This is a genomic window from Rhizobium sp. BK538, assembly GCF_014197575.1.
GTDB lineage: Bacteria > Pseudomonadota > Alphaproteobacteria > Rhizobiales > Rhizobiaceae > Rhizobium.
In genome coordinates, this window is the sequence record NZ_JACIFT010000017.1 from 89,221 (window position 1) to 101,976 (window position 12,756).

General features: G+C 58.0%; 10 protein-coding genes. 1 reads left to right on the forward strand and 9 read right to left on the reverse strand.

Features of this window, described 5'->3' with window-relative positions; all coding sequences use genetic code 11:
• Window positions 1–93: 93 nt before the first annotated feature.
• The 7 genes from FHX09_RS21105 to FHX09_RS21135 all read right to left on the reverse strand — a co-directional run bounded on the left by FHX09_RS21105 (window position 94) and on the right by FHX09_RS21135 (window position 7,112).
• The gene (locus tag FHX09_RS21105) at window positions 94–1,131 is read right to left on the reverse strand and encodes a LacI family DNA-binding transcriptional regulator (RefSeq protein WP_037083096.1); all 1,038 of its coding nucleotides are present in this window, start codon (window positions 1,129–1,131) and stop codon (window positions 94–96) included.
• A 180-nt stretch (window positions 1,132–1,311) separates the two neighbouring features.
• The gene (rfbC, locus tag FHX09_RS21110; protein WP_184450570.1) at window positions 1,312–1,872 is read right to left on the reverse strand and encodes a dTDP-4-dehydrorhamnose 3,5-epimerase; all 561 of its coding nucleotides are present in this window, start codon (window positions 1,870–1,872) and stop codon (window positions 1,312–1,314) included.
• The gene (rfbA, locus tag FHX09_RS21115) at window positions 1,869–2,753 is read right to left on the reverse strand and encodes a glucose-1-phosphate thymidylyltransferase RfbA (RefSeq protein ID WP_132588251.1); all 885 of its coding nucleotides are present in this window, start codon (window positions 2,751–2,753) and stop codon (window positions 1,869–1,871) included. The genes rfbC and rfbA overlap by 4 nt, the downstream gene beginning before the upstream one ends.
• Window positions 2,750–3,646: a dTDP-4-dehydrorhamnose reductase gene (rfbD, locus tag FHX09_RS21120; protein WP_184450571.1), complete on the reverse strand. Its 897-nt coding sequence runs from the start codon at window positions 3,644–3,646 to the stop codon at window positions 2,750–2,752. The genes rfbA and rfbD overlap by 4 nt, the downstream gene beginning before the upstream one ends.
• Entirely contained in the window at window positions 3,643–4,692 is a 1,050-nt protein-coding gene (gene rfbB, locus FHX09_RS21125; protein WP_184450572.1) for a dTDP-glucose 4,6-dehydratase, read from the reverse strand. Before rfbB ends, rfbD begins: the two co-directional genes overlap by 4 nt.
• Before the next feature lie 45 nt (window positions 4,693–4,737).
• The gene (locus FHX09_RS21130) at window positions 4,738–6,177 is read right to left on the reverse strand and encodes an exopolysaccharide biosynthesis polyprenyl glycosylphosphotransferase (protein ID WP_132588254.1); all 1,440 of its coding nucleotides are present in this window, start codon (window positions 6,175–6,177) and stop codon (window positions 4,738–4,740) included.
• A gap of 563 nt (window positions 6,178–6,740) precedes the next feature.
• Window positions 6,741–7,112 (reverse strand): hypothetical protein, encoded by a 372-nt coding sequence (locus tag FHX09_RS21135; RefSeq protein ID WP_132588255.1) that lies wholly within the window; start codon window positions 7,110–7,112, stop codon window positions 6,741–6,743.
• A 517-nt stretch (window positions 7,113–7,629) separates the two neighbouring features.
• Between FHX09_RS21135 and FHX09_RS21140 the strand changes: the two genes are divergently transcribed.
• On the forward strand, window positions 7,630–8,391 hold the full coding sequence (locus FHX09_RS21140; protein ID WP_348649184.1) for a hypothetical protein: 762 nt from the start codon (window positions 7,630–7,632) through the stop codon (window positions 8,389–8,391).
• 32 nt (window positions 8,392–8,423) lie between these two features.
• Here the strand turns inward: FHX09_RS21140 and FHX09_RS21145 are convergent, their stop codons facing one another.
• A complete protein-coding gene (locus FHX09_RS21145) occupies window positions 8,424–9,716 on the reverse strand; it encodes an SEL1-like repeat protein (RefSeq protein WP_183718597.1) in 1,293 nt (430 codons plus the stop codon).
• A gap of 24 nt (window positions 9,717–9,740) precedes the next feature.
• On the reverse strand, window positions 9,741–12,614 hold the full coding sequence (locus FHX09_RS21150) for a tetratricopeptide repeat protein (protein WP_184450573.1): 2,874 nt from the start codon (window positions 12,612–12,614) through the stop codon (window positions 9,741–9,743).
• Window positions 12,615–12,756 lie beyond the last annotated feature (142 nt).

A 12,756-nucleotide genomic window follows, 5' to 3' on the forward strand; every position in this document is an offset into this window, starting at 1 on the left:
GAACTCATCTTCGCACTAGACTAAGAGCCAGCAGCGCGGGATCGCTCAGGTGTCGCATCTTCGTATTTTGGTAAGAACGAAAGGCTCGCCCGGCTATGTGCTCAGCGAAAAAGCGTCACTCTCTCCTGGGGCAAGTTCGAGTGGCCAGATCGTGTTGCGTGCGCCTTTTGGGTAGTGCTCGGCATAGGCCGGCATTGTCGCCAGCAAGGTTTCGGCAAGCTCGACGCCAAGATCGCGCAGTGACATGCGAAAACAGGTCAGCGATGGTTGCAGGAATTTCCCGCGCGGTTCCTCGCGGAAGCCAATGACGGCGAGATCGCGACCGGGAACAATGCCTGCTTCGTTCAGGCGACGATAGAGGCCGATCGCCATGAGCTCGTATATCAGGATGATCGCCGTTGGCTTGCTGTCGAGCCGTAGCAGTTCATGACCGGCCTGGTAGCCGCCCTGCTCGCTTGATTTGACGCGGATGACGAGCGACGGATCGTAGGTGATGCCGTGCCGCTCGAGTGACTGGCGATAGGCGTCGACGAAGATATAACCAAGATTGATGTCGTTTGATGGTGCTGCGATGGCGATACGGCGGTGTCCTTTGGACACGAGCCGATCGACTGCGCAGGCGGCGACGCCCTCGAAGTCAAGGTCGATCCAGGTATGGTTGCCGCCGGACGTGCTGCGCCCGAGCGCGACAAACGGGATCTTGGCCTTGACCAGAAGGTCGATACGCTTGTCGACGCGCTGCGTGGCCGAAATGATCATCGCATCGACGATCCGCCGCGCGACCATCCGCTTCAGATACTCGTGGGGGTCCTCGTCGTTCGGACATGGCAGCATCAGCAGGTCAAGCTTGTGACGGGAAAGCACGCTCTGCAGACCGCCGGTAACGCCAAGGAAGAAGTTGTCGCTGTTTTCGACCGTTTCCTTGCTGGATTCGATCATCAGCCCGATGACGTTTGTCGTTCCCTGACGGAGGCTGCGTCCGGACTGATTTGCCACATAACCCAGCTCTTCGGCTGCCGCGAGCACGCGCTTGCGCGTCTCTTCATTGACGTCAGGCCTGCCGTTCAGCGCGCGCGAAACCGTCCCGATCGAGATGTCGAGATGCTTTGCGAGTTGGCGAATTCCCTTCATCTGCGGCAATCTACCTCCCCGATTGAACGCTGCGCCTCCTTATCTGCCATACTAAAACGTTTCCGGAAAGCGTCGTTGATACCGGGCAGGCGCTGGCGTCCTTCAATTCAAGGCTCCTCGCCGTCCACGGCAGCTGGCAAAACATTCAAGCGATTTCAAGATTTTATGGAAGCATCGCCTTCAGCTATCCGCTTGATCGAGGAAAAGCTCGGCGTGCTCGAATGTCGACGCCATCGCATCCTTTTCAGAAAGAAGCGGTGCCCCCTTAATCGGCCAAGCGATATTCAGATCACGATCATTCCAGATCACGGCCCGCTCGTTTTCCGGCGAATAGAAATCTGTTGTTTTGTAGAGGAATTGCGCGCAGTCGGACAGAACGAGAAAGCCGTGGGCGAAGCCGGGGGGGATCCAGAGTTGCCGCTTGTTGTCAGCCGACAGGTTCTCTCCCACCCACTTGCCGAAGGTCGGCGAGCCTTTGCGCATGTCGACGGCAACATCAAATACAGTGCCGTCCACGACGCGTACGAGTTTTCCCTGTGGTCGCCGTATTTGGTAATGCAAGCCCCTCAAGACGCCCTTTGCCGACTTGGAGTGATTGTCCTGCACGAAGCTGACGTCGCGCCCGACGGCCGCATTGAAGCGGGCCTGATTAAAGCTCTCGAAGAAGAACCCTCTGTCGTCGCCATAGACTGTCGGCTCGACCAGCAGGACATCGGCAATTTCGAGCGGTGTCGCCTTCATCTGTCTTCAGCCTCGCTCAGAAGTCGCAGCAAGTACTTGCCATAGCCACTTTTCGCAAGCGGAGTGGCGAGGTGCTCAAGGTGGGCTCTGTCGATCCACTTGTTTCGAAACGCAATTTCCTCCGGGCAGGAAACCTTTAGGCCCTGGCGATGCTCCAGTGTCGAAATGAATTGTCCGGCATCGAGGAGAGAATCGTGAGTTCCCGTATCGAGCCAGGCATAGCCGCGCCCCATGATCTCCACGGTCAGGCTTCCTGCATCGAGGTAGCGGCTGTTCAGATCAGTAATCTCAAGCTCGCCGCGCGCCGAGGGCTTGAGCTGCTTGGCATAGTCGACTGCCCTCTCATCATAGAAATAGAGGCCCGTGACGGCATAGTTCGACTTCGGCAGGGACGGCTTTTCCTCGATGGACAGAGCCCTGTTCGCATCGTCAAACTCGACGACGCCATAGCGCTCGGGATCGAGCACATGGTAAGCGAAGACGGTTGCGCCGCTCGCGCGCGACATACCGCTGCCCAGCAGGAGCGGCAGGTCATGCCCGTAGAAAATATTGTCGCCGAGCACGAGTGCGCTTGGCGACCCCTCCAGGAAGTCTTCTCCGATGATGAAGGCCTGGGCCAGGCCATCGGGCGACGGCTGCACGGCATAGGAGAAGTTGATGCCCCACTGCTCGCCGGTTCCCAGCAACGCCTCAAAGCGAGGTGTATCCTGCGGGGTCGATATCACCAGTATGTCTCGGATGCCCGCGAGCATCAGCGTGCTCAACGGATAGTAGATCATCGGTTTGTCGAAGACCGGCAGCAACTGCTTGCTGATTGCCAACGTCGCGGGATGCAGACGGGTGCCGGAACCACCGGCGAGGATGATGCCTTTTCGAGTCACGCCTGCAGCTCCCGTTCCTTCAGTTGATCGAGCATCCTGTCCACGTGCACGCTCCAGTACGGCAGATCCAATCCCAGGCGATCGGCGAGTGCATCGCTATTGAGCAAGGAGTTTTGCGGCCGCACTGCAGGCAGGGGGTATTCCTCGGTCGCAATCGGCTCGATGTCGGCAACATCAGTCCGCAAAGTGAACCCCAGTTCGCGCGCACGTCGAACGACATAGGATGCAAGCTCATGCCAGCTCGTTTGGCCTTGCGCCGTCAGATGATAGATGCCGCCGTCAAATTCCCCTCGGCGATGGGCCGCGACTGCCAGTGCCGTGACGTCGGCGATCAGTTCGGCTGATGTCGGCGCGCCAAATTGATCGGCAACGATGCGCAGCGTCGCTCGCTCCCGCGCCAAGCGAAGAACGGTGTTGATGAAATTGGCTCCCGTCGCGGAGAAAACCCAGCTTGTCCGTAGTATAACGAACCTGCAGCCTGACGCTTCGATCGCTTGCTCGCCGGCTCGCTTTGATTGCCCGTAGACGTTCAGCGGATTGGTGTCGTCACTTTCGACGTACGGCGCCTCCTTCCGGCCGTCGAAAACATAGTCTGTTGAGTAGTGAACGAGCGTCGCGGCGCGGTCGCGGGCAAATCGCGCGATGATTTGCGGCGCTTCGGCATTAACCCGGAAAGCGGCCTGCGGCGTCGATTCCGCACGGTCGACCTGCGTCCAGGCGGCGGCATTAACGATAAGGTCGGGCGCATGTTCCTCCAAGATCGCAGGGAGGGTCTCAGTCGCTTCCATATCGATGTCACGCCTTTCCAGCGCCGTCACCGCACCCAGCGGCAGGAGCGTTCGATGAAGTTCCCGGCCGACCTGGCCGTTCTTGCCAAGCAGCAGGATGTTCATGCGTATTGCTTCGCGATCCAGTTGCGGTAGCTGCTGGAGGTGACGTTGTGTACCCAATCCGGATGATCGAGATACCAGCGAACGGTCTTTCGGATGCCGGTCTCGAACGTCTCGGCTGGTCGCCAGCCCAACTCTGCCTCAATCTTGCGGGCGTCGATAGCGTAGCGCCGGTCATGACCCGGCCGATCGGTCACGAACGTGATCTGATCCTGATAGGAGCCGCCGTCTGCTTTGGGCTTAAGCTCGTCAAGCACGTCGCAGAGCGTCATCACGACCTCGAGGTTCGTTCGCTCGTTCCAGCCCCCGATGTTGTAGGTCTGTCCTGGCAAGCCGTCATCCAACACCCGTCGAATTGCGCTGCAGTGATCCTTGACGTAGAGCCAGTCGCGAATTTGCCGGCCATCGCCGTAGAGCGGCAAGGGGCGACCTGAAATGGCATTGTGAATGACCAGGGGAATGAGCTTTTCTGGAAAGTGAAACGGGCCGTAGTTGTTGGAGCAATTGGTGGTCAAAACGGGCAGGCCGTAGGTGTGATGGTAGGCCCGAACAAGGTGGTCCGCTGCCGCTTTGCTGGCCGAATAAGGGCTGTTTGGCTGGTACTGATTTTGTTCGTCAAAGGCAGGATCGCCCGCTCGCAGCGTACCGAATACCTCGTCGGTCGAAACGTGCAGGAAACGAAACCCTTCGCGATTCGCCAATCCGCCCCAATAGGCTCGCGCTGCTTCCAGTAACCGGAATGTGCCTACGATGTTGGTCTGAATGAAATCTTCCGGCCCATGGATCGAGCGGTCAACATGGCTTTCGGCGGCGAAGTTCACGATGGCGCAGGGTTTGTATCGTGTCAGGAGGCTCGTCACCAGCGCACTGTCGCCAATGCTTCCACGGACGAAGGTGTACCTGGCATCTCCCGAAAGCGAGGCCAAATTCTCACTGTTGCCAGCATAGGTCAGCGCATCGAGATTGAGAACAGGCTCGTCGCTCTGCGCCAGCCAGTCGAGAATGAAGTTTGAGCCGATAAAGCCGGCGCCGCCCGTCACCAAAATCATCGCTACACACCCTTCACGCAAACACAAAACACAAACGACGACCAGCTAGTAGACATTCCTGCGATCAACCATGCTGACCATGGTCACAAAGACGATTTTCAGATCGAGCCACAATGACCAATTATGGATGTACCAAAGGTCATGGCGAACACGGTCAGCCATTCGATCCACTGTCGGTGTTTCGCCGCGGCACCCGTTGATCTGGGCCCATCCCGTCAATCCGGGCTTGACATGCCGGCGCGATGCGTACTCGGCGATAAGAGCTCCATAGAGATCATCGTGCACCAATGCATGCGGACGCGGCCCGACGACCGACATGTCGCCTCGAAGGACGTTCCAGAATTGCGGCAGTTCGTCCAGGCTTGTCGATCGGATAAAGCCGCCGACTCGCGTGACGCGAGGGTCGTTGCGTGTCGCTTGGCGCACGTCCGTGGAATCTTCCATGACCGACATGCTGCGAAACTTGAGTATGCGAAACACGCGGCCACTATACCCTTTTCGCGATTGCACGAAGAAGATCGGTCCGGGGCTGTCTAGTTTTATGGCAACGGCAACCGCAACACAAATTGGGAACATGACAACCAGTGCAGCGATGGAAAAGGCGACATCGAATGCCCTTTTCAGTCCCCGTTCGTAGAGATCGAGCGGTGGGCGGTGGGCTTGGAACACGCGCCGCTCCCCGACCGTTTGCGCAGGGCCTTCGACGACGTCTCCCACGACACCGCCGAACATGACGCTTACCGGCACACAGAATTGACGCAGCGTGGTCAGGCACTCCTCGAGCGCGCGCAAATTTCCATAGTCGCTCCATGCAACCAGCACTTCATCCACTTCGGCTATGCCGTTCTTCTCATAGGCCTCACTCATGGATGCCAGCGCCAGATCGGCTTCGGCAATTCGCATCATATGCTTAATGGAGAGACCGCTGAGGGCGGCACGTTGAACGACTGATTCCGTCGGCATCGTGCTTGGGCAAATGAGAAGTACCCGTCGGGTGGGGAACGCTGCACGAGCAATCGCGCTGCTGAGGTGGCTATACCAGAACAGGCGCAAAGCGATCAGCCCACCCAAAGAGAGAATTGCACCTGTGATGATCGAGCCACGCGGAATTGCCGCGTCGATCTTGAGGAACAAGATCACGGCCAGAAGAAACAGCAGAGCCGCCGGCAAAAACGCCGTGATCAGCAGCAACTGGCGGCGCAACGAGAGCATCTCGCTCGGTCGGTAGGCATGGACGCTAAACATCGCCAGCATGAAAATCGTCGCCACGAGTAGACCGATCCCGATGTAAAGCGAAGGGTCGGCAACAGTGCCGAAGGCAATCTGCTCGTAAAACAGATGACCTGCTGCACTCGCGGCAAGGAGAACGATAAAATCGACCGTTGCTGCGATGCAGGCAATCGCAATGCTGTTGAAACCGAACCATTTCCGGTCGCTTTTGACGGAAAGATGCGGGCCCCAGTTCTGTTCGACTGGAATGGTCATGATTCACACCCTCAACCCTGCTGTATAGTTAGCATGAGTTAAACGTGCCCAACAATTAACCTTGAATACGCCTTATTGCGTAACGCCTGAGACTATTGGCGAATATACTTCGCGATCTGGATCGCGAAATTAATTCTGCTTAAGTATTTCCTCTTAATATTTGGGCATTTAGCTTGATAAATATTTAAAGCAACGAAGTATTGCCTGCGGGTTGCTTGATGGCCGGGCGGATCCTGGTGTGGTGGCGGAAATCAATCCGTATTATTGATTAGGTTTGATGCAGAACAGCGTCATATTTCCTCAACTACGCAGAAGCCGGTCCTGCTCAAACCGCTGTGCTTAACAGGCGGCAGGTTCAGGATGCCGGCATGATATGTGCAGTGCATTCATCCGCGCGACGAAAGTGGTGGTCATGCCACCCTAACAGCTTTCGCTTCGGTCATGGTCGCAAAAACATCCACTGTTATGCAGCGACAACATGACAGTCCTCGCCGATCGCGCGGCGAGGCCTTGCCAGAGAGAAAATGCGCAATCGGTGAAGATATCGGGTCTGCCGGCCGCTGCTATCTCGGTACATCGAGTTTGTTTATTGCAAACGTATAGTTATTGCCCGTGCCCCCACGGGTAACGACCAGTTTGCGCGTCTTGGTTGTGATGCGCGCGAAATTTCCCTCGGTCGTAATCGACCGTGCGGTCGAAATCGTGGCGTAGCTTTCTCCCGGGAATTTTTCCGGGCATGCCTTGCCGCCGATGGCATAGATGCGCGCGCCACCTTTTTCGTAACGCTGTTGAATAGGCCGGCCGTTGGCGTCGGCAAGAACCTTACAGCCGGGCGCCCCTGGTACCGGAATAATCCGGTACCAGGGGCTGTCGGCGAGAGCGCCGGGCACGGATAATGACAGCAGGGCGGAGGCAACAAGGAATAGTCTCAACATGGTCCGGCTCCTTCATCGTCAAGAATGTAAAGCTATATTAGCTCATGTTGGTCAACGAGGTTATTTCGAATTACAGGAAGAAAAAATAGATAATATCTATTTGTCTATCAATGATTTGACATAGTCTAGTTATAGAATATTTGCATATACAAGAACATCCATTCATCTTGCCTTGGAGAAACGCTGCTTCCACTGCCGACTAAATCCTTTGATGTTTGCGGAGAGGTTCAAAATGACTCATGGATCTTTGGCGTTTTTTCTTGTTGCGCGCTTATCGGTTTTCTGCAGCTGCGCCGCGTTCGCCAGTGCGAGTTTCGCGACGACGATTGATGTTTCTCCGTCGCCAACGCGCGGCATCCAGGCTGCTCTCAATAGAGCACAGCCCGGTGACGTCATCCGGTTGAGACCTGGAATATACTATGAAGATTTCAAGACGGTTCGAAACGGCAGACCCGGAAAACCGATCGTGATCACCGGTCCTCGGTCCGCGGTCATAAGGGGATCAGGCGCGTCGAGGGTGATCGAAATCAACCACGACTATACGGAACTGCGCGGGTTCACGGTGGATGGCAAATTCGGCGCCGGCAACACCAAGGGCAGCTATCGTGACAAGCTCATCTATGTGATCGGCAAGACGCGTGGAGACGGAGTAACGGGCCTGCGGATATTGAACATGTCCGTCAAAAATGCCGGGGGCGAGTGCATCAGGCTTCGCTACCAGACGCGCCGAAACGAGATTGCCTATTCACAGATCAGCAATTGCGGCCGCTATGATTTCGCCTTCAGAGACGGCGGTAAGAATGGCGAGGGCATCTACATCGGCACTGCCCCGGAGCAGCGGGGCGCCCACGGGGCTCCGGACCGATCCGTCGATGCCTCGGACGCCAATCACGTCCATCACAATATCATCGACACCAAAGGCAACGAGTGCGTGGATATCAAGGAAGGATCAAGCCGCAATGTCGTCGAGCATAACCAATGCTCCGGCCAGAAGGACAAGAACTCTGGCGGCTTCGATTCTCGCGGCAACAACAATGTCTTCCGCTACAACACCGTCAGCAATGTGCGCGGCGCGGGGGTGCGTCTCGGTGGGGACAGCGACAAGGATGGCATTAACAATGATGTCTACGGCAATACGTTTCGGAAGGTCGGAGTAGCGGTCGTGCGCGCAGAGCGCGGTCCGCAGGGCAAGGTGTGTGGCAACACCTCGCAGAGCAATTCCGAAAAGAAGGACAAGAAGAAGGGCAAGGTTCAGCTTAAGCCGCTAGCCGGCTGCTGACTGTTGCTTCGGTGGTAGCAAGGTGTCTCGGCTCAATTGGATGACAGCTTTTGGAGCGCGGCACGCGCCAGCGGATATCCACCCGCTGCCGACTTCTCCAACCACTGTCGACCTGTGGCGCCGTCCTGCGGTTTGTCGGTTGACTGAAGCATCATCATGCCCAGAAGGTATTGAGCCTCCGGATCATTCTGTTTGGCTGCGCTTTCGCGATAGGTCTGCGCTGTGTCGAGCGAGGCAGTAACGCCCGTGCCGTAGTAGTAGGCATCACCCAACACCTTTGAGGCTGATGCGTACCCGCTGGCTGCAGCCGTTTGGAGGCTCGCGATGATCAGATCCTTCCTGCTCTTGTCGACATCTGAACGTGCGAGAGCCCGTGAAAGATAATCAATGGCGTCGGCGTTGCCGCGTTCCGCCAGTGTTTGGAATATTGAAATCGCCTCGTTGACAGCTTCGGGCTTGTCCCTCTTCCACAGGACCTGCGCCATGACCTTAAGCGCATTTGGATCAGCTGCTCGCCCCTCCGCCCGGATGGCGGCCATTGCTTCGTCTTGTACGGACGGCGGATAGTCGAGATTGAGCAATTGCTTCGCGGGTCTGCCTGCGTCCAGTGGATTGAGCGCGATCGATTGCAGAAGCAACTCGGAACTCACTGCCATATCCTCGGGCGTCTTGCTGAGCACGATGCGCTTGGCAATCTCGGTGTAGAGCTTTGCCCGGCGTGCCGGCTCAAGGCGAGCGGCCCATTTCTTCGCCTCGGAGATGTTCTTGAGGGTGCCTCGGCCTTCGGCGAGAGCAAGCGACGTTGCTTCGATGCCCTTGGCGTTTCCGACAACGGCTGCCCATCGGTACCACTTATAGGCAATCACGTCATTTTGTGGGACATCCAGCCCGGTGTATTGAATCAGTCCGTAGGCCGCCACGCAGCTCTTGCATCCACGCATTGCCTCCGCCGCAAGCGAGCGCAGGACGGCCGGCGTTCTATCCCCAAAGACATAGTCGTTCATAAGAATGCCCTTGGCCAGAAGCCGTGTAGCGTCTCTTGACGTTGGGCCAGCAAGCAGAAGAGCGAAGCCATAATTTGGATCGCGTACCTTTCGGTCGGGTGCGGTAAGCGCCGCCGTGGCGATCAACAGGCGCTTGGGCAAGGGAAGTTTGACCGCCGCATTGACTTCGGGCCAGCCCTTTGCGATCCGCAGTTCTTGCCAATTCGCATATGTCTCGATCACGGGTCGCGGCGTCGGCTTCACGATCTTCGCTGCCTCGGCGGTCGCAATCGTTGCTGTTGCCATCAGAGCGGTCAGCGATATGCGTAGGATGCTCTTCATGACGCCTACTCCTGCATTGACTGTTCAGTTTGCCAAGTCAGTCGACTTGGTCAGCCAGCGTTGCGCCTCTTCGGTATCGGCTTTTGTGCCGAAGCCGATCTGCAACGCGATTGCATATTTCTCAAAGGCACCGCGGTAGCCCGCATGCGCCGCCTTCGAAAGCCATTCGGTGCTCTTGGTATCGGAGTGCTCAAACCCGTGGGTGCCAGCCGCGTAGAAGTCGGAGACGTTGAGCATGGCGGCTCCATTCCCGAGCGTTGCTGCCTTCAGGGTCCAGGATTTTGCCGCTTGCGTGAATGCAGGGCTGCCTTCGGAGAGCCGCAGATAGAGCCTGGAGAGCAGCGTTGCTACCTGCGGTGAATTCTGCGCCGCGAGATCACGCAGCAATGTTTCCACCTTCTCGTCGCCACTGGACGGGTCGTTGAGCGTGGCCTGTTGCGACAGAATCTCCGTCACCAGGCTTTCCAGGGCTCCTTCGTCGCCGAGCCGTGCGCTTCTCAGCAGCCACATGTAACTATTCTTCTCATCCGCCGGCAGACCCTCGCCGGTGCTATACATGCGACCGATCTCGCGCATGGCCTCCCGCTTTCCACCCTCGGCGGCGTCCTTCATGAGCTCGATTGCCTTTGCTTTTTCCGCTGGCCGTTCGTTCAGCAGGAAACGGGCAATCTGGTATTGCGTGCTTGGATCCTTCGTTGGCTCGGCGATCACCTGATCGAAGAGACCGAGATAGTCCTGCTTAAACTGCGGCACGGTTCGTATCGCCAACGCGACCTGGATCTTTTCCTTCTCCAGGCAAAGCGGCCGGCTGAGGGCAGCTTTGAGAATCGTCGCTTGCTGCTCGGCATCGCTTTCGACTTCGGCTTGCTTGAGGAGCGCGCGCAAGTCGCCTGTCGCGTTCGCCCGGGCAAGCCATCGCCGCCAATCCGCTCCGCCACCGTCAGTGGCGGAAACCTTCATGTCCACCAGCCGCAGCATTGCCGAGATGCTGCCTTTGGACGCCGCCTCGACGAAGAGGGCTGTGGCCTTCTTGGGATCGGGCTCAAGCGTTGGATCGGGGTCGATGTAAAGTCTGGCCAACTCAAAGAGCAGGTCCGGATTTCCGGTCGGGGCCGACGCCTCCAGCATCGCTCTCGCCTTTATAGCGTCGCGCTCCTCAGGAGCATCAGGGGACAGAGCCGCACGCGCCTCCGTCAGTGTTGCAACTCCGGGATCAGCGGTCATCGCGCGCTGGCGCCAGGTCTTAGCCGCAGCCGCATCCTTTTCCGTTCCGTGGCCATCACGGTAAGACAGGCTGACCCGCATCATGGCTTCGACATCGCCTTGCTCGGCCGCTTGCGTCAGAAACTTGGCGGCTTTTGCGTTGCCATCAGATGTGCGCTTGGCAGATGCCTCGTCTGCAAGCGTCAGCAGGCTTGCTGCGTTACCTGCCGCGGCGGCCTTCTCGAGCCAGGCACGCGCCTTGGCACGGTCCTTTTCGACACCCGCTCCACAGAAGTAGAGCGATGACAGTTCGCTCATCGCGACACCGAGGCCGTGGTCGGCTGCCGCGCTTAGATATGTCAACGGATCCTTGTCGAGCTTTATAGCCGGCTTTTCACCCGACGCGAGCTTGTAAAGCTCGAAGGCGGAACGTGCAGAGCCAAGATCTGCGGCCTTCACCAGCGTCTGCTTGGCGAGTTCGAAATTCGGTGCGCCGGCGCTGCCGCGCGCGTAGATGATGCCGAGTTGTTCCATTGTGCGGAGGCTGACGTCTGGCAGCACGGCCGCCTTCTGCAGGCTCTGCAGCTCAAGACCAGGATCGGCTCCGGCCCCATAGGCCCCACGATAGTAAGCGGCCTTCATTTCATAAGCGCGCGGGTTGCCGCGCTCCGCTTCCTGAGCCAGCAGTTTGAATGCTTCGTTCTTGCCGCTTCCTTCTGGTGGGGTTGAAAGCAGGAGATCGGCAAGGGTCAACCGGCTTGCCGAGTGCCCGAGTGCCGACGCTTGTCTCAAGAGACCGATCGCCTGTTGCTGATTGGCGGCGACACTGCTGTCTTGCAGGTATCGGCGTGCGAGTGTTGACATTGCCCTGACATCACCGAGTTTCACGGCAGCCTGCAGCCATTGTGCCGAGGTCTGTTGGTCGTCGAGCCCCAAATCGGGGTCGATCAGGATGTCGGCAAAGCCGGTCAGGACGCTGCAATCGCCGGCGCCCAATCTATCGGACATCTTCGAGATCGCACGGTTCAGATAGAGGCGGTTGGCGTCGGCAGTCTCTGCCAGTTGTGGGTTGCGGTAGTAGAGACGCGCAAGCTCGAGTTCGGCGGCCGGATCGCCGGCGTTTGCTGCCGCAGTGAGATATCCCTGTGACTTCTTGAGGTCGACTGGTACGAGCTCGCCTTGGCGATAGAGCCTGCCGAGAAAGGTTCCCGCCTCGATCGTCCCGCGTTTGATCGCCTCCGTCTCGACCCTGATGATTTCATCGACGCGCAGAGAAGCGTTGTCGTCGTCGGCAAGAATGCGGCCGTAGAGATGGAGTGCGCGACCCGCTCCGGCAAATGGGACCTGGCTCAGGTAGAGGGCAATGCGTTCAGCGGTCGCCGGGCTTCTCTGATAAAGACTGTAGGGGCTGAATAGCGTTTGCGCATCCTGCAGCATGTCGTCTGGCGAGAGTGTGCCAGTGCTCTTTCCGTCCCAACGGTTCCAGTTGCGAGGCGCGGGCACCGCAGGCGGAGTGACACACATCTGCGCGTAGTCGAAATCCGGGCTCAGAGGGATCAAGGTCTCAGTGGCGGCAATGGCGTTCGTCGCCAGAACGGGTGCGCAAAAGGCAAGCGTCGCGGCGAGCGCGGTTCTTTGGAAACTTCCAAGCCGGGGGCCGACAGCCGCACTCCCAATCTCGTTTCCGTTGGACATTGAAATGCTACCTCATTGCTTCGGAGCGTCGTCACTCTCGTCTTGTGCCGATCTCGTTCTGTCGAGCTGGCGTGCCCGCGCGATAATCTCGTCTCGGACCAGGACGACCCAGTTATGGGTCGACCCAGCTTCACTGTCGCTT